This window comes from Streptomyces flaveus (genome assembly GCF_014647675.1).
Taxonomy (GTDB): Bacteria; Actinomycetota; Actinomycetes; order Streptomycetales; family Streptomycetaceae; genus Streptomyces; species Streptomyces flaveus.
Genome location: NZ_BMPQ01000022.1, coordinates 1 through 15853, shown reverse-complemented (window position 1 = coordinate 15853; position 15853 = coordinate 1). Strand labels below are relative to the sequence as shown.

Here is a 15853-nt window from a genome sequence, read left to right as displayed (position 1 = left end):
CACCACAACCCTCGCGAAAGGTGACGATCATGAGGTACGAGGCTCCGGGCAGGACGGGCAGTCCCGTCGACGTCGCGCCCCGGTACGAGAACTTCATCGGCGGCAAGTGGGAGGCGCCCACCACGGGTGAGTACTCCACCAACCTGTGCCCCGCCACCGCCAAGCCGATCTGCGAGGTCCCGAAGTCGGGACCCGAGGACATCGAACTCGCCCTGGACGCCGCCCACTCCGCGAAGGACAAGTGGGGCGAGGCCTCCACCACGCAGCGGGCCGCGGTCCTGAACGCGGTCGCCGACGCCATCGACGCGCACCGCGAGGAACTCGCCATCGCCGAGAGCTGGGACAACGGCAAGCCGGTCCGCGAGACCCTCGCCGCCGACATCCCGCTCGCCGCCGACCACTTCCGCTACTTCGCGGCCGCGATCCGCGCCGAGGAGAGCTCGATCACCGAGATCGACAAGGAGACCATCGCCTACCACTTCCACGAGCCGCTGGGCGTGGTCGGGCAGATCATCCCGTTCAACTTCCCGCTGCTGATGGCCGCGTGGAAGCTGGCCCCGGCGCTCGCCGCCGGCAACGCCACGGTGATCAAGCCGGCGTCGCCGACCCCGTGGTCGATCCTGAAGCTGATGGAGGTCATCGGCGACCACCTGCCGCCGGGCGTCCTCAACGTCGTCAACGGCCCCGGCGCCGAGATCGGCAAGGCGCTCGCCACCAACAAGCGCATCGCCAAGGTCGCCTTCACCGGCGAGACCACCACCGGCCGCCTGATCATGCAGTACGCGGCGCAGAACATCATCCCGGTCACGCTGGAGCTGGGCGGCAAGTCGCCGAACATCTTCTTCAACGACGTGGCCGTCGAGGACGACGACTTCCTGAACAAGGCCGTCGAGGGACTCGTGCTGTACGCGTTCAACAAGGGCGAGGTCTGCACCGCCCCCTCGCGCGCCCTCATCCAGGAGGACATCTACGAGGAGTTCATGGCCCGCTGCCTGGAGCGCATCCGCGCCATCAAGCAGGGCGACCCGCTCGACCCCGCCACCATGATCGGCCCCCAGGTGTCCCGGCAGCAGGTCGAGAAGATCGCCTCGTACGTCGAGATCGGTCTGAAGGAGGGCGCCGAACTGCTCGTCGGCGGCCACCGTCCCGCCCTCGGCGGGGAGTTCGCGGACGGCTACTTCTACGAGCCGACCGTCCTCAAGGGCCACAACAAGATGCGGGTCTTCCAGGAGGAGATCTTCGGACCCGTCCTCGCGGTCACCACCTTCAAGGACGAGGCCGAGGCACTGGAGATCGCCAACGACACGCTGTACGGCCTCGGGGCCGGCGTGTGGGGCCGCGACACCAACCGCAACTACCGGATGGGCCGCGCCATCAAGGCCGGCCGAGTCTGGACGAACTGCTACCACCAGTACCCGGCGGGTGCCGCGTTCGGTGGCTACAAGGTCTCCGGCATCGGCCGCGAGACGCACAAGATGATGCTCGATCACTACAGCCAGACCAAGAACCTCCTGGTCAGCTACGGCACCAAGCCGCTCGGGCTGTTCTAGCCGAGCCGCTGATTCCAGCGATCACAGCGGATCCGAAGGGGGGCACCGACATGCCCGCGACGCTCAAGAACGGCAACGCCGGGCGCGTCACCGCCACCCGGGCGGCGCACCGGGCCATCAAGGCCCTGCGCGCCGCCCACGGCCGGCCGGTGATGTTCGTCCAGTCCGGCGGCTGCTGCGACGGCAGCGACCCGATGTGCTTCCCCGGCGGCGAATTCGCCCTCGGCGACGGCGACATGATGCTCGGCGTCCTGGACGGCGGCACCTTCCACATCGACGCCGACCTGTACGAGGCGCTCGGCCGCCCACGCCTCGTCCTGGACGTCGAGGAGGGCACACCGGGCGGCTTCTCCCTCGCAGCAGGGGACGGGCTGCGTTTCGTCACACGGATCGAGGAACCGGCAGAGAGCCGGCTTCCGGCATACAGCCCAGTAGAGGAGCTGATCATGAAGGCAGCAGTCGTCACTCACCTCGGGAAGCCCCTGGAGATCCAGGAACTCCCCGTCCCCGAACCCGGCCCCGGCCAGGTACTCGTCCGTATGGAGGCTTCCGGCCTCTGCCACACCGACATCCACGCGGCCCACGGCGACTGGCCGGTCAAGCCGCAGCCGCCGTTCATCCCCGGACACGAGGGCGTCGGCCCGGTCCAGGCCGTCGGTGAGGGCGTCTCCGCCGACCTGGTCGGCAAGCGGGTCGCCATCCCGTGGCTCGGCTCGTCCTGCGGCACCTGCCGCCACTGCGTCTCCGGCTGGGAGACCCTCTGCGAGAGCCAGGTCAACTCCGGCTACTCCGTGGACGGTTGCTACGCCGAGTACGCCGTGGCCGACGCGGGCGCCGTCGTCCCGGTGCCCGAGGGCGTGTCGTCGTTCGACGCGGCGCCGCTGACCTGCGCCGGCGTCACCACGTACAAGGCGATCAAGGTCGCGCACGTGGTCCCGGCCGAGCGGGTCGCCGTCTTCGGCGTCGGCGGCCTCGGCCACCTGGCCGTCCAGTACGCACGCCTCGTCGGCGGCTTCGTCACCGCCGTCGACCTCGAACCGGACAAGCTGGGCCTGGCCCACAAGCTCGGCGCCGACCAGATCGTCAACGCCCGTACGCACGACCCGGTCGAGGAGATCAAGAAGGCCGGCGGTGCGGACGTGGCCATCGTACTGGCCGCCTCGCCCAAGGCGTTCGAGCAGGCCTACCGGTCCCTCAACCGGGGCGGGCGCCTGGTCATGGTCGGCCTGCCCGCCGACAACGCGTCGATCAATGTGCCGATCTTCGAGACCGTGCTCAGCGGGATCTCCGTCATCGGCTCCATCGTCGGCACCCGCCAGGACCTCGCCGAGGTGTTCGCGCTGCACGCCGCCGGACGCACCCAGGTCATCGCCGAACCGCGGCGCCTGGACCAGGTCAACGAATCCTTCGACGAGGTCCTCGACGGACGAGCCGAAGCGCGGCTCGTCTTCGAGTTCTGAGAGTTCCGTGGCCCGGCACCCACCGGGCCACAGGGAGAGGCAGCAGATCATGGCAACCCTCATCATCGGTGCCGTACGGGAGCGGGCGCCCGGCGAACGCCGTGTCGCCCTCGTCCCCGAGGCCGTAACCCTCCTGCGCCGAGCCGGACTTGACGTCCTGATCGAGACCGGCGCCGGCTCCGGTGCCTGGTTCACCGACGCCGAGTACACCGACGTCGGCGCGACCGTCGTACCGCCGGACGAGTTGTACGCGCGTGCCGACGTCGTGCTGTGTGTCGGCCCGCCGGACGTGGAGACGGCTCAGGCCCTGCGCGCCGGGCAGACACTGATCGGCCTGCTCGAACCACTGCGCAACCCCGCCCTGGCCGAGGAACTGACCGGACGCGGTGTGCGCACGGTGAGTCTCGACCTGCTGCCGCGCACCCTCAGCCGCGCCCAGTCGATGGACGCGCTGACGTCCCAGGCCAGTGTCGCCGGCTACAAGGCGGCACTGGTGGCGGCCGACTCGTACGACCGGTTCTTCCCGATGCTGACCACCGCGGCGGGCACCATGCGTCCGGCGCAGGTCCTCGTCCTCGGTGCCGGAGTGGCCGGGCTGCAGGCGATCGCCACCGCCCGCCGCCTTGGTGCCGTCGTCTCGGCGTACGACGTACGCCCCGCATCGCGTGGGGAGGTGGAGTCGCTCGGCGCCCGGTTCCTCGACATCCAGAGCCCGCCGAACGGGGAACCGGGGGCCGGACAGGGCGGCTACGCACGGGAGTTGACCGAACAGGAACAGCGGGCCCAGCGGGAGGCGCTCGACGCGCACATCGCCCGCTCCGACATCCTCATCACCACGGCCCAAGTACCGGGCCGCAAGCCACCGTTGCTGGTCACCGCCACCGCTGTGGAGCAGATGAAGCCCGGCTCGGTCGTCGTCGACCTGGCGGCGAGCGAACTCGGCGGCAACGTCGAGGGCACCGAGCCCGACAAGACCACCGTCCTCGACAACGGAGTCACCCTCATCGGCGCCGGACGCCTGCCCTCCGCGATGGCGACCGCCGCGTCCACGGCGTACGCCCGCAACCTCGTCGCGCTGCTGCGCCACTTGGTGCGCGACGGCGAACTCGTCCTCGACACGGCCGACGAGATCACGGCCGCACTCATGGGAGGAGCGTCATCATGAACAACCTCGATCTCCTCACCGCGATCACCGTCTTCGTGCTGAGCGTCCTGGTCGGCATCGAGGTCATCAGCAAGGTCCCGGCGACCCTGCACACGCCGCTGATGTCCGGCTCCAATGCCGTGCACGGCATCGTCGTCATCGGCGCGATGCTGATCGCGGCCGAGTCGCACACCTGGCTCGGCTATGCCCTCGCCTTCGTGGCCATGGTGTTCGGCGCCATGAACGTCGTCGGCGGATACGTGGTCACGGACCGGATGCTGGAGATGTTCCGGGCCAAGCCGACCGCCGAGAAGTCCGTCACGCAATCGCAAGAGAAGGCGGAGGTGTGACCGTCATGGACACCGTCTCCAACGCCGTTCAGTACATCTTCCTGGCCGCGGCCGCCTGCTTCGTGATGGGCCTGCACCTGATGAACCACCCGCGCACGGCCCGCCGCGGCAACACCCTCTCCGCCGGGGCCATGGCCCTCGCGATCGCCGCCACCGTCTGGCTGGTCACGGACGAGAACGTGATCAGTAGCACCGGCTGGCTCGTACTGATCTCCGGAGGCGTCCTGGGTGCGGCGCTCGGCCTGTGGGCCGCGCGCGAGGTCCAGATGACCTCCATGCCGCAACTGGTCAGTCTCTTCAACGCCGTCGGCGGCGGCGCGGCCGCGCTCATCGCGGTCGGCGACCTGCTCCAGGCCGACCACCCGGCCGCCCTGGGCACACGGGTCTCCCTCCCCGGCGCCCTGGACATCGTCATCGGCGCGGTCACCCTCTCCGGCTCGCTGGTCGCGGCGGGCAAGCTGCAGGGCGTCGTGTCCGGCGCACCAGTGGTCTTCCCGGGTGCACGGCTGCTCAACGTGCTGCTGCCGGCCTCCTTCGTCGCCGGCACGGTCTGGCTGGTGCTGGCACCCGACAGCCAGGTCGCGCTGTACGGACTCGTCGCCGTGGCACTGCTCTTCGGCGTGACGATGGTGCTGCCGATCGGCGGCGCGGACATGCCGGTGGTCATCGCCCTGCTGAACGCCTTCACCGGGTCCGCGGTCGCGATGGCCGGCTTCGTGCTCGACGAGACCGCGCTCATCATCGCGGGCATGCTCGTCAGCGCCTCGGGCGGCATCCTCACCAAGCTGATGGCCGACGCCATGAACCGGTCCATCGCCAACGTCGTCATCGGCGGCTTCGGCACCGGCGACAGCGCTCCGGCGACGGCCGGCGCGGGCGGGGCACCCGCCCAGGTCCGCCCGGTCTCCGCGGACGACGTGGCGATCCAGCTGGCGTACGCGCGCAAGGTCATCTTCGTGCCGGGGTACGGCCTGGCCGCCGCCCAGGCCCAGCACGAACTCGGCGCCCTGGCCCAGCTGCTCACCGACCACGGCATCGACGTCAGCTACGCCGTCCACCCGGTCGCCGGCCGCATGCCCGGACACATGAACGTGCTCCTGGCGGAAGCCAACGTCCCCTACACGCAACTGAAGGAGATGGACGACGTCAACCCCGAGTTCCCGCAGGCCGACGTCGCCCTCGTCATCGGTGCCAACGACGTGACCAACCCGATCGCCCGCCGCCCCGGCAACGCGATCTCCGGCATGCCGATCCTCGACGTCGACAAGGCCAAGAGCATCGTCGTCATCAAGCGCTCGATGGGCCACGGCTACGCGGGCATAGACAACGAGCTCTACACCGACCCGAAGACCGGGATGTTCTTCACCGACGCCAAGAAGGGACTGTCCGAACTGAAGGCCGCAGTGGGGGAGTTCGTCGGCTGACGCACACCTACTGGCCACACGGCTGCTTGAGCCCTCGCGGAAGGCGCGAGGGCTCGAGTGATGTCCGGTTCAGTCGGGTTCCTGACCGGTCAGAGATCATTGCCGGCGTAGGAGAGATTGAAGCTCTTGTTGGTCAGCGGGAAGTCCGGGACGATCGTGTCGTTCAGGGCGACCGGCAGCGCGGGCCAGTTGAAGAACGACGGGTCGACCGGCTTGACCCGCTTGAGGGTGCCGTCGGCGGCGAGCTCGACGCGGGTGGCGATGGTGCCGCGCCAGCCTTCGACGAGGCCGACGCCGCTGAGGGGGCCTTCCCCGGGCACCGCGGTAGGGCCCAGAACCGCGCCGGTCGAGACGCGGTCGGTGAGTTCCCGGATCAGAGTGAGAGAAGCGTCGATCTCTTCGGCCCGGACCAGGAAGCGGGCCAGGACGTCGCCACCGGCGTGCACGGGGACGTGACCGGGTTGCCCGTGCGGGGTGAAGGGGTGGGCGATCCGGGCGTCCTGGGCCAGGCCGCTGGCGCGGGCGACGTAGCCGAGGCAGCCGATGTCACGGGCGGCCTCGGTGCGCAGGATCGCGGTGCCGGTGAAGCGGTCGTGGACGGTGGAGTGGCCCAGCGCCAGCCGGACGATGTCGCGGATGTCGTCGCCGACGGCGTCCAGTTGGGCGGGGCCGGGCAGGGTGCGCAGGGCGCTGCCGCCGGGGACGACGCCGCCGCGCAGCAGGCGGTGTCCGGTCACCGTGCTGTTGAGGCGCAGGAGTTGTTCGCGGACGCGCTGGGCGTGGGCGTTGAGGATGCCGTATCCGACGTCGTTGCAGAGCATGCCCAGGTCGGCGACGTGGTTGTGGAGGCGTTCGAGTTCGAGGAGCAGGGCGCGGGCGCACTGGGCCTGTTCGGGTACGGCCGCGCCCGTGGCCTCCTCGACGGCCAGGCAGTACGCGAGGGCGTGGCCGACGGCGGTGTCGCCACTGATGCGTTCGGCGAGCGGGAGTCCGGCGGCGACGCTGCGGCCCTGGAAGAGTTTCTCGATGCCTTTGTGGACGAACCAGAGGCGGGCCTTGAGCTTGAGGATGGTCTCGCCGACGACGGAGAAGCGGAAGTGGCCGGGTTCGATGAGCCCGGCGTGGACGGGGCCGACGGGGATTTCGTAGACGCCGTCGCCGGTGACTGCCAGGAAGGGGTACGGACCTTCCTGTTCGCCGAAGGCGGGCGGGTCCCCGGCATCGGGGTGCATCGGGTACCAGCCCCTGGGCCAGTGGAAGTGGCGTACCAGGCGGCGGGGCTGCGGGTGGTCGAGGGGGACGATGCCGTGCAGGTCGCGCATCTCGCGCTCGAACCGGCCGGCGGGAAACGAGAGATGGGCCAGGCTGGGCACCTCGGGCCGGGTGGGGTCGAGGCGGACATGGAGTTCGATGCGGGTGTCTGGTGGGCCGGAGACGAAGAGGTGGACCAGGCGGACGGCGTCGGCGTCGTGGTGTGCGGCGATCAGGGCCAGGCGGTGCCCGTCGCGCAGCAGCGCCTCGGCCCGCTGGGGCAGTTCGGCGGCGTGGACGTCGTGCACGGTGCGCATCGGTCAGGGCCTTTCGAGGACGGCGGCGGCCTGGGACAGCAGGTCGCCCAGCGGGCCGGCAGCGATGCCGAGTGCGGTGCAGGCCGCCAGGCCCACAGTGAGGGGCCACAGGGCGGACGGACTGTCCTGGACGGCCGTATCCCCGGCGGGGGAGGGTCCCAGCAGCATGCGCGCGGTGCGGGTGGCCAGGGCGGCGAAGGCGATCAGGACCAGCAGGAGGGCGGCGGCCATGGCCCAGCCCAGTCCCGCTCCCGCGGCGAATCCGGAGCGGGCGATGCCCAGTTCGGAAGCGAACAGGCTGAACGGCGGAAAGCCCAGCAGTGCGACGACTGCGAGCCCGAACACCGCCCCCAGCCACGGTGATTGAGCGAGCAGACCGCTCACTCGCCCGATCTCCGACGTACCGCGCAGCTGCAGAATCCGGCCCGACGCGCAGAACGCGGTGGCCTTGGCCAGCCCGTGCCCGGCGATGTGCAGCAGCCCGGCGGCCAGGGCGAGCGGGCTGCCCACGGCCGCGGCGAGAGCGATCAGGCTCATGTGCTCCATGCTCGAATAGGCCAGCATCCGCTTGTAGTCGCGCTGGGCCAGCAGCAGGGCGGCGGCGAGCGCGAGGGTCAGCAGCGCGATGCCGGCCAGCAGGACGCGGGTGAAGTCCGGGCCGAGGGCGGCGTCCGCGATGACCCGGTAGCGCAGGATGGCGGCGAAGGCGACGGACAGCAGGACGCCCGACATCAGCGCGGAGACCGGGGCGGGGGCCTGGCTGTGTGCGTCGGGCAGCCAGGCGTGCAGTGGCACCAGGCCCGCCTTGGCGCCGTAGCCGAGGACGACCAGGGTGATGCCGAGCCGGGTGACCGCCGGGTCGAGGCGATCGGCACGGGCAACCAGGGTGGGCCAGTCCAGCGCCCACGCCTCGGCGATGCCGGCCTGCCGGGCCGCGTAGTAGAGCAGGACGGTGCCGAGGAAGGCGAGCGCGATCCCGGCCGAGCAGATCACCACGTACTTCCAGGCGGCCTCCACGGACGTACGGGTGCGGCGGTGCCCGACCAGGAACGCCGTGACGATGGTGGTGGCCTCGATCGCCACCCACAGCACGCCGAGGTTCGCGGTCACCACGGCCAGGCACATCGCGCCCAGGAACGCCTGGACGAGGACGTGGTAGTTCCCCCAAGCTCTCGACTGCCCCCCCACTCTCGACTTCGCTCGAGCGGGGGGACCCCCATGACCAGGGGGGACCCCCATCACGGTCCGGCCCGTCGCCCGGTCGGCGGCCCGCTCGCCGGCCAGGTACGCCGGGCCCGAGGCGCACGCGATGAACGCGACGGCACCGACGACCAGCAGCATCCATGCGGTCAGCGCGTCGGCCCGCAGCAGGCCGGAGTACGCGGACACAGGCCCGTCGTCGATGACGTCCGCGGCCAGCAGCGCGCCGCAGGCCAGGATCACCAGGGGGGAGGCCAGGCCGGCCCAGTCGCGGGGATGTCGCCGCGCTGGACTGATCGTCGGCGCGACGGCCGGCATGGGTGCGGCCGCCCGACCGCCTCCCGCGGCCACGGGCTCCAACGGTCGCTGGACGGTGGGCACTTCGGCAGCCTGCCGCCCCGCGCGTAGGCCGCCGAGCGTGTAGGCGCCCGCGACGGCCAGAGGTGCGGCGGCGGGTGCTGTGAGCAGGAGTGCGGTCATCGCGGGCTCTTGAGAAAGATGCAGCATCAGTCGTGCAACTCCCGCAGGTCGTCGATGTCGGTGGTGCCGAACGCCTCCCGCACCCGCACGGTGAGCAGCTGCAGTACCAGCACGGCGAGCAACACGTCGAAGGAGACGCCGAGTTCGACGATGAGCGGCACGCCGGAGGTGGCCAGGAAGGCGGTCGCGGTGATGCCGTTGTCCAGCAGCAGGAACCCGACCACCTGGGCAAGCGCCCGGCGCCGGGTCACCAGCACGAAGAAGCCGATCAGCACCACGGCCAGGCCCACCGGCAGCGCGCGGGTCGCCGGGGTCGGATCCAGTTCGACCAAGGGGCGGGCGACGGCGTAGGCGAGGAGGGTGAGCGCGGCGGCGGTCAGCAGCGAGGCCGCCACATTCACCAGCGGCTGCGTCTCACGGGCCTCGCCGTGCCCGCCGCCATGCCCGCCGTCCTGTCCGGCGACGAGCACGGCCAGGGCCCGCCGGATCAGATACGGCAGCAGCCCGGCCCGCAGGGCCCCGATGCCCGCCGCGACCACGAGCAGGTCCCAGCGGTCCTCGTGCAGCCCCAGCAGCAGGGCGATCGCCGCGAGCGCGAGGCCCTGCAGGGCGAAGAGCCGGACGATCGCGGCGAGTTCGCGCCGCCACAGCACCACCACGGCGGCCAGCAGGAACGCCCCGCAGGCCAGATTGAGCAGCTGGCTGAACAGACTCTCGCTCATCACTGTCCCCCCTCTCCGCCCATGAAGTACGAGGCGGTCACCGCCAGCAGCGCCAACAGGAAAGAGCCAGCGAGGAGTTCGGGCACGCGGAACAGCCGCAGTTTGGCCCAGAACACCTCAGCCGCCGCCAGCACCGTCCCCAGCACCGCCACCTTGAGCACCACCAGCACCAGGGCCAGCAGCACGGCCGCGAGCGAGGAGGCACTGGTGGCGATCCCCCACGGCGCGAACAGCGAGGCCAGCAGCCCCAGCAGCACGGTCAGCCGCAGCTGCGCCCCGAACTCGACCAGCGCCAGGTCCGGGCCCGCGTATTCGAGGACCATGGCCTCGTGGACCATGGTCAGCTCCAGGTGGGTCGAGGGATTGTCCACCGGCAGCCGCCCCGTCTCGGCCAGCACCGCCACCGAGAGCGCGGCGATCGCCAGCAGCCCGGCCGGAGAGGTGAGGCGTGCGGGCTCGTCGGCCGCTCCGGCGACGATGACGGGCAGGTTCGTCGACCCGGCCGGAATCGACAGCGCGAACACCGCCATCAGGATGGTCGGCTCCACCAGCGCGGCGATGGTCATCTCCCGCGAGGCGCCCATCCCGCCGAACGCCGTGCCCGTATCCAGCCCCGCGAGCGCCAACGCCACCGTGCCCAGCGCCAGCAGCGCCACCACGACGATCAGATCCGCCCGCCCCCGCACGGGCGACTCCGTGGAGACCAGCGGCACCAGCACGGCCAGCACCAGCGAGGTGGCCACCAGTACCGGCGGCGCCCACCGGAACGCCGGGCCCGTCCCGACCGGCGTGATCGGCTCCTTGCGCAGCAGCTTGCGCACGTCCCGCCACGGCTGGAGCACCCCGGCCCCGGCCCGCCCCTCCAGACGCGCCCGGGTCTGCCGCATCAGACCGGTCAACAGGGGCGCTCCGGCCACCACCGCGCCCACCTGGAGGACGATCGCCGCGTATCCGACCGTGTTCACCAGCCCACCACCAGCACGACAAGCAGCGTGATCAGCCCGACGAAGCCGTAGCCGAGATACGTGTGCACGCTGCCGCCCGCCAGCCTGCGCGCCGACTGCCCGGCGGCGGCCAGCAGGTCGAGGACCGGTTGGTAAAGGCGGTGCTCGATCCGGTCGGGCACCCGGTTGCGGAACTCCACCCGCTCCACGAGATACGCCGACTCGCGCACCGGCGTGACGTCCACGTCCTGCTCCGGCGCCAGCACGTCGTCGAAGACCCGCTGCAACGGCTCGGCGAACGAGGTGGCCGTATAGGCCATACGCGGCGTCGGCGCCCCGCCACCGCAGTCCCACAGCCTCGCCTGCGTACGCCGCTGCCGGCGCCGCGTCGCCCAATTCACCGTCGCCATGACCGAGCCCAGTGCGACCACCAGCGCCGCGATCACCCACAGCGGGGACAGCGTGGCGGACACCTCTTCCAGGCGCACCCGCAGCCCGCCGCCCGCGACCGGCCGCGTCCCGGTGAGTCCGGCCGCCTCCACCGCGCGGTCCAGGCCGCCGCCCAGCAGCCCCGGCACCAGGGCGAGCGCCGCGCACAGCGCCGCGAGCAGCCCCATCCCGGCCAGCATGAGCGGCGGCGACTCCTTGGCCGCGGTGGCCGGTTCGCCGCGCGGGCGGGCGAAGAAGCCCACGCCGAGCGCCTTGACGAACACCGCCGCCGCAAGACCCGCCGACAGGGCGATCACCGCCACCGCGAGCGGCAGCACGATCGCCGTGGTCACCCCGGGCACTTCCAGACCGTGGATCATCGACTGCAGGAGCAGCCACTCGCTGATGAACCCGTTGCCCGGCGGCAGCGCCACCGCGCCCAGCGCGCCGACCGCGAACAGCCCCGCCGTGACCGGCATCCGGGCCCGCAGCCCGCCCAGCAGATCCAGGTTCCGTTCTCCTGTGGCCCGCAGCACCGAACCCGCCGCGCCGAACAGCAGGGCCTTGAAAGCCGAGTGGTTGACCACGTGCAGCAGCGCGGCCGCCAGCGCCAGCCCCGCCGGCGCGTCGTTCCCGGCGTGGGCGAACAACCCGGCCGCACCCACACCGAGCACGACCAGCCCCATGTTCTCGGACGTCGAGTACGCCAGCAGCCGCTTGAGATCCGAGGCCATCGCGGCCTGCAGGATCCCGTAGACCGCCGACAGCCCGCCCATGGCCATCACGAGCAGCCACCACCAGGCGGGTCCCCCGCCGAGCAGGTCGAATCCGACGCGGACGAGGCCGTAGACGCCGAGGTTGACCATGGCCGCGCTCATCAACGCCGAGACGGCGCTGGGTGCTTCGGGATGCGCCCGCGGCAGCCAGGCGTGCAGCGGCACGAGTCCCGCCTTGGAGGTGAACGCCACCGCCGTCAGCACGAAGACGAGCCCGCGCAAGGTCGGCGAGATCCCCGCCGTACCGGCACGCAGGGCGGCGAAGGTCTCGCCCCCGGCCTGTGCGGCGTACACGGACAGGCCCGCGAGCAGCAGGACGAGCCCCAGGTGGGTCATCACCGCGTACCAGACGCCCGCCTGCAGCACGGCGGGCCGGGCCCGGTGCTCGGCCAGGACAAGCAGCAGCGAGGTGAGCGCCATCAGCTCCCACAGCAGCAGGAACGTCGACACCGAGGCCGCCGCCGGCACCAGCAGCAGGCTCAGCGCGAACAGCGGCAGCACCGCTTGGGCGCCCCGCGAGCCGAGGCCGTACGACCCATGCGATCCGTGCCCGGTCACATAGCCGATGCCGTAGACCGCGACCGCCGCCACCACGGCCCCGGCCACCGCCATGAACAAGCCCGACAGCGCGTCCACCGCCAGATGCGTCCCGGCCAGCGGCAGCAGCCCGGGTACCTCGGCCGACCAGCGGCTTCCGCCCAGTGCAGCCACACCCGCCGTACCACCGGCCACCCCCACGCCCGCCGTCAACACACCCACCACCCAGCCGCGCACCCGCGGCGGCAGGACCAGTCCGGCCGGCGCGCCCGCCACGCCCAACACGGTGGCCGTCGCGAGGGCGGCCGGAATCAGGCTCACCGTCCGGTCACCCTCCGCAGTGCCGCCACGATCTCGTCCGGCCGCGGCGGGCAGCCGGGTACCGCCAGATCCACCGGTACGACATCGGAGACGGCGCCCTCGACGCCGTACCCGCCCGCGAACTCCCCGCAGTTGATCGCACAGTCCCCGACCGCGACGACCAGCCGCGGCTCGGGCATCGCGGCGACCGTGCGGCGCAACGGCTCGGCCATGTTCCGCGTCACCGGCCCCGTCACCAGGGCCACGTCCGCGTGCCGGGGCGAGGCCACCAGCCGGGCGCCGTACCGCTCGGCGTCGTACACCGGATTGAAGGCCGCGGCGATCTCGATCTCGCAACCGTTGCAGGACCCGGCGTCCACGCACCGCACCTGCACCGAGCCGCCGAACTCCCGCGCCTGCGGGGGGACGCCACCCTCCGGGCGCGGTGGAGCGGGCTCGGCCACCTGACCGGTGTCCCGGATCTTGCGCAACAGGCCCATGAACCCTCCCTGACACGGTGAGGACTTGTCTACAGGTGTCCAACAGGCACCTGCGACCGGAGTTACGGCACTCGGGGGTGAAGGCGGCCGCCTCCCGCACCACGGAGCGCTGTCAACTCCCGGGAGACGGCCACCGATTGAGGGCCGGCGTTACGACGGCGGTTTCGCCTGCGTCTGGGCGGCCTGAAGGTCGGCGAGCAGTTCGGCCTGGCCGGCGAGCACGCCGGACAGGATGGTGCGGGCGACCCTGAGCAGCTCGGCGATGTGCGGGCTGGTCAGCGAGTAGTACACGGTCGAGCCCTCCTTGCGGGTCACCACCAGGTTCGCCCGGCGCAGCACCGCGAGCTGCTGCGACAGGTGGGCCGGCTCGATCCCCACCTCGGGCAGCATCTCCGCCACCGCATGCTCGCGCTCGCTCAGCAGCTCCAGGACCCGGATGCGCGCGGGATGGCCGATCGTCTTGAAGAACTCGGCCTTCAGTTGGTACAGCGGCGTGCTCATCGTGCCGTCCCCTCCCCGGCGGAACAGTACGGCCGTATTGGCCGGTCCTCGGCGCATCGCATCCACCCTCCCCCACCCTTCGGGCGGGGGGACCCCCATCTCGCTTCGCTCGTCACACACATGCGGCCCATCCTCGCCTGCGGCGGCGGCCGCGCCGAATCCGCGCACGAGAACCGAACCGCCCGGAATCAGCAGTGACGACCTCGACAATTGCTAAGTTTAGCAACTCCATACGTGATGTGAGGAAGGCTTGCGTGAGAGTTATTCCGCTGCGTGGCGCGGGTGTCTCCGGCCGGGAGCTGTCCGCGACGGGCTTCGCCGAGGACGTGGCCATCGCCGCGGAGGGCGAGGACACCTGCACCGTCGTCCCCGTACGGGACGACGACGGCGCCTTCGCCCCTGGCTGAACCAGCCGGGCTCACTCGCCGGCGTCGTCTCCAGTCCTCGGCCACTCTGTCGTCCTCCACTCGTGGCGTCCCTCCGGCGCCTCGCCGTGCCGTGTGCTGTGTGAGGCGAGCGCGCCGACCAGGTCGGCATGCACGGGGATGGGCGAGCAGTCTCCGTCGGGGACGTGGGAGCCGTCGGCGGGGATCGCGGCCAGTTCCAGGCTGCGGTCGGCTGCGGCGAGGCGGCGTGCGGCGTCGGTGATCGCCAGCTGTCCCTCGGCCGACCAGCCGCGCAGTTCGGTCAGGTCGACGATGACCGGGCCGGTCCCGCGTCCCACGACCCAGCCGACGGCGCCGGCGAAGCGGCGAACGGCGTCCGGTCCCAGGTATCCGGAGACAGACAGGATGCCGAGGTCCTGTTCGACGGTGTAGCGCCACTCGATGGTCATGGTCGTCAACTTCCTTGCGCAGTCGGCCTGTTTGGTCAGAGTGGAAGGGTGATCCAGATGCTCTTGCCCTTGCCGTCGACGTCGGCCCGGACGACCGCGGTGCCGCCCAGGCCGAGGGTGAGCTCCATGACGGTGGCCAGACCGCCCGCCCCCGTGCCGGTGTCGGTGACCGACGCGTTCAGCGAGGGCTGGTGGGGGTGGCGGTCGTGCACGGCGAAGGCCAGACAGTCCGCGCCCGCCGCGTAGATGACGGTCACCTGCGGGGAGAGCGCCGCGGCGTGCCGGACGCTGTTGGTGACCAGCTCGCTGAGTATCAGCAGAGCCGGGCCGACCGTCGGGTGGCGCAGGCTTATGCCCCACTCGTCCAGGGCCCGCTCGGCGGTCTCCCGGGCCGTGCGGACCGCGGACGGCATCGCGGGCAGCGTGAGCACATGCCGGTGAGGCAGGGCTTCGAGCCGGGTACTCATCACGCCTCCGCGCGGGCGAGGCGGAATCCGCTCACCGTCTTGGGGTGCAGGCGCAGCAGCGTGTCATGCGGGCCGTGTGTCCAGCCGGCGAGAGTGCGTTGGTAGTGGGCGGCCTCGTCGGGATCGGTGATCACATCGACCGGGCCGGAGACGGTGACCGTCCAGCCGGTGCCACCCACCACTCGGATCTCGTCCACGTGATACGTCACTGTCGCCGGGACCGCGGCGGCCGGCGCGGGTGTGCGCACCACCAGCCGCCCGAACTCCCACGTGTGCCGACCGGGCCGTACGACGGTCAGGTCCCGCTGTGTGTACACCAGCCGCCCCAGCGAACTGCCCTCCAGCAGCCACAGGGCCTCGGCACCGGATACCTCGACCATGCGCAGCGATGCGGGCGGAGTGCTCATCCGACGGTTTCCTCTGCTTCCTCACTGATGGTCCGGGATTTCTGGGCGGGGAGAAGCGGCAGGACACCGGTGCACTCCAGGTGGGTGCGCGCTCCCCGGATCGCCTCCGGCGTGCTGTAGTACTCGCTTTCCTTCAGCCGCAGCAGCTCCAACACGCCCATGGATTCCAGGACTTGACGCTGGCCCGGACGGATCCCCGAGGCCATGACGACGATGCCGCGCCGGTTGAGCCTTTGAATCGTGTCCTTCAGGACGAGGG

Annotated in this window: 16 protein-coding genes and 2 pseudogenes; 7 read left to right on the top strand and 11 right to left on the bottom strand. The window is 71.3% G+C overall.

Annotation, left to right across the window (positions count from 1 at the left end; all coding sequences use genetic code 11):
• Positions 1 to 29 precede the first annotated feature (29 nt).
• From IEZ21_RS32490 to IEZ21_RS32470, 6 genes and pseudogenes are all read left to right on the top strand, one after another.
• Positions 30 to 1550 carry an aldehyde dehydrogenase family protein gene (locus IEZ21_RS32490; protein ID WP_189325405.1) on the top strand — a complete coding sequence of 507 codons (1521 nt, stop codon included), beginning with the start codon at positions 30 to 32 and terminating at the stop codon, positions 1548 to 1550.
• 50 nt (positions 1551 to 1600) lie between these two features.
• A pseudogene (locus tag IEZ21_RS48500) lies at positions 1601 to 1930 on the top strand (DUF779 domain-containing protein); the annotation flags it as partial.
• 66 nt (positions 1931 to 1996) lie between these two features.
• Complete coding sequence (locus tag IEZ21_RS32485; protein WP_213089385.1) at positions 1997 to 3010, top strand: zinc-dependent alcohol dehydrogenase; 1014 nt, start codon at positions 1997 to 1999, stop codon at positions 3008 to 3010.
• A 49-nt stretch (positions 3011 to 3059) separates the two neighbouring features.
• The gene (locus IEZ21_RS32480) at positions 3060 to 4175 is read left to right on the top strand and encodes an NAD(P) transhydrogenase subunit alpha (RefSeq protein WP_189325403.1); all 1116 of its coding nucleotides are present in this window, start codon (positions 3060 to 3062) and stop codon (positions 4173 to 4175) included.
• Complete coding sequence (locus tag IEZ21_RS32475) at positions 4172 to 4504, top strand: NAD(P) transhydrogenase subunit alpha part 2 (protein ID WP_189325402.1); 333 nt, start codon at positions 4172 to 4174, stop codon at positions 4502 to 4504. Before IEZ21_RS32480 ends, IEZ21_RS32475 begins: the two co-directional genes overlap by 4 nt.
• 5 nt (positions 4505 to 4509) lie before the next feature.
• On the top strand, positions 4510 to 5928 hold the full coding sequence (locus IEZ21_RS32470; protein WP_189325401.1) for an NAD(P)(+) transhydrogenase (Re/Si-specific) subunit beta: 1419 nt from the start codon (positions 4510 to 4512) through the stop codon (positions 5926 to 5928).
• An 89-nt stretch (positions 5929 to 6017) separates the two neighbouring features.
• Here IEZ21_RS32470 and IEZ21_RS32465 read toward each other — a convergent pair whose 3' ends face one another.
• From IEZ21_RS32465 to IEZ21_RS32435, 7 genes are all read right to left on the bottom strand, one after another.
• Positions 6018 to 7496, bottom strand: coding sequence for a hydrogenase large subunit (locus tag IEZ21_RS32465; protein WP_189325400.1), 1479 nt, complete (start codon positions 7494 to 7496; stop codon positions 6018 to 6020).
• A gap of 3 nt (positions 7497 to 7499) precedes the next feature.
• Positions 7500 to 9176 (bottom strand): proton-conducting transporter transmembrane domain-containing protein, encoded by a 1677-nt coding sequence (locus IEZ21_RS32460; protein ID WP_246568353.1) that lies wholly within the window; start codon positions 9174 to 9176, stop codon positions 7500 to 7502.
• A gap of 26 nt (positions 9177 to 9202) precedes the next feature.
• Positions 9203 to 9898: a hypothetical protein gene (locus IEZ21_RS32455; RefSeq protein WP_189325399.1), complete on the bottom strand. Its 696-nt coding sequence runs from the start codon at positions 9896 to 9898 to the stop codon at positions 9203 to 9205.
• Positions 9898 to 10863, bottom strand: coding sequence for a respiratory chain complex I subunit 1 family protein (locus IEZ21_RS32450; RefSeq protein ID WP_189325398.1), 966 nt, complete (start codon positions 10861 to 10863; stop codon positions 9898 to 9900). Before IEZ21_RS32450 ends, IEZ21_RS32455 begins: the two co-directional genes overlap by 1 nt.
• Entirely contained in the window at positions 10860 to 12905 is a 2046-nt protein-coding gene (locus tag IEZ21_RS32445; RefSeq protein WP_189325397.1) for a proton-conducting transporter transmembrane domain-containing protein, read from the bottom strand. The genes IEZ21_RS32450 and IEZ21_RS32445 overlap by 4 nt, the downstream gene beginning before the upstream one ends.
• Positions 12902 to 13384: an NADH-quinone oxidoreductase subunit B family protein gene (locus tag IEZ21_RS32440; protein WP_165337606.1), complete on the bottom strand. Its 483-nt coding sequence runs from the start codon at positions 13382 to 13384 to the stop codon at positions 12902 to 12904. The genes IEZ21_RS32445 and IEZ21_RS32440 overlap by 4 nt, the downstream gene beginning before the upstream one ends.
• 150 nt (positions 13385 to 13534) lie before the next feature.
• Positions 13535 to 13885 carry an ArsR/SmtB family transcription factor gene (locus tag IEZ21_RS32435; RefSeq protein ID WP_189325396.1) on the bottom strand — a complete coding sequence of 117 codons (351 nt, stop codon included), beginning with the start codon at positions 13883 to 13885 and terminating at the stop codon, positions 13535 to 13537.
• Between the two features lie 254 nt (positions 13886 to 14139).
• Between IEZ21_RS32435 and IEZ21_RS32430 the strand changes: the two genes are divergently transcribed.
• A complete protein-coding gene (locus IEZ21_RS32430; RefSeq protein WP_189325522.1) occupies positions 14140 to 14292 on the top strand; it encodes a hypothetical protein in 153 nt (50 codons plus the stop codon).
• 11 nt (positions 14293 to 14303) lie between these two features.
• Here the strand turns inward: IEZ21_RS32430 and IEZ21_RS32425 are convergent, their stop codons facing one another.
• The 4 genes and pseudogenes from IEZ21_RS32425 to IEZ21_RS32410 all read right to left on the bottom strand — a co-directional run.
• Positions 14304 to 14720, bottom strand: coding sequence for an anti-sigma factor antagonist (locus tag IEZ21_RS32425; protein WP_189325395.1), 417 nt, complete (start codon positions 14718 to 14720; stop codon positions 14304 to 14306).
• Positions 14721 to 14755: 35 nt separating this feature from the next.
• Complete coding sequence (locus tag IEZ21_RS32420) at positions 14756 to 15187, bottom strand: ATP-binding protein (protein ID WP_189325394.1); 432 nt, start codon at positions 15185 to 15187, stop codon at positions 14756 to 14758.
• The gene (locus IEZ21_RS32415; protein WP_189325393.1) at positions 15187 to 15594 is read right to left on the bottom strand and encodes a pyridoxamine 5'-phosphate oxidase family protein; all 408 of its coding nucleotides are present in this window, start codon (positions 15592 to 15594) and stop codon (positions 15187 to 15189) included. The genes IEZ21_RS32420 and IEZ21_RS32415 overlap by 1 nt, the downstream gene beginning before the upstream one ends.
• Positions 15591 to 15853: pseudogene (locus IEZ21_RS32410) on the bottom strand (sodium-independent anion transporter); the annotation flags it as partial. The gene IEZ21_RS32415 and the pseudogene IEZ21_RS32410, both read right to left, overlap by 4 nt.

What these genes read in the sequence shown, in the direction of transcription:
- IEZ21_RS32475 (WP_189325402.1), top strand. Translation starts at nt 4,172, where the DNA reads ATGAACAACCTCGATCTCCTCACCGCGATCACCGTCTTCGTGCTGAGC.
- IEZ21_RS32435 (WP_189325396.1), bottom strand. Translation starts at nt 13,885, where the DNA reads ATGAGCACGCCGCTGTACCAACTGAAGGCCGAGTTCTTCAAGACGATC.
- IEZ21_RS32460 (WP_246568353.1), bottom strand. Translation starts at nt 9,176, where the DNA reads ATGACCGCACTCCTGCTCACAGCACCCGCCGCCGCACCTCTGGCCGTC.
- IEZ21_RS32470 (WP_189325401.1), top strand. Translation starts at nt 4,510, where the DNA reads ATGGACACCGTCTCCAACGCCGTTCAGTACATCTTCCTGGCCGCGGCC.
- IEZ21_RS32425 (WP_189325395.1), bottom strand. Translation starts at nt 14,720, where the DNA reads ATGACCATCGAGTGGCGCTACACCGTCGAACAGGACCTCGGCATCCTG.
- IEZ21_RS32420 (WP_189325394.1), bottom strand. Translation starts at nt 15,187, where the DNA reads ATGAGTACCCGGCTCGAAGCCCTGCCTCACCGGCATGTGCTCACGCTG.
- IEZ21_RS32485 (WP_213089385.1), top strand. Translation starts at nt 1,997, where the DNA reads ATGAAGGCAGCAGTCGTCACTCACCTCGGGAAGCCCCTGGAGATCCAG.
- IEZ21_RS32465 (WP_189325400.1), bottom strand. Translation starts at nt 7,496, where the DNA reads ATGCGCACCGTGCACGACGTCCACGCCGCCGAACTGCCCCAGCGGGCC.
- IEZ21_RS32480 (WP_189325403.1), top strand. Translation starts at nt 3,060, where the DNA reads ATGGCAACCCTCATCATCGGTGCCGTACGGGAGCGGGCGCCCGGCGAA.
- IEZ21_RS32490 (WP_189325405.1), top strand. Translation starts at nt 30, where the DNA reads ATGAGGTACGAGGCTCCGGGCAGGACGGGCAGTCCCGTCGACGTCGCG.
- IEZ21_RS32455 (WP_189325399.1), bottom strand. Translation starts at nt 9,898, where the DNA reads ATGAGCGAGAGTCTGTTCAGCCAGCTGCTCAATCTGGCCTGCGGGGCG.
- IEZ21_RS32440 (WP_165337606.1), bottom strand. Translation starts at nt 13,384, where the DNA reads ATGGGCCTGTTGCGCAAGATCCGGGACACCGGTCAGGTGGCCGAGCCC.
- IEZ21_RS32415 (WP_189325393.1), bottom strand. Translation starts at nt 15,594, where the DNA reads ATGAGCACTCCGCCCGCATCGCTGCGCATGGTCGAGGTATCCGGTGCC.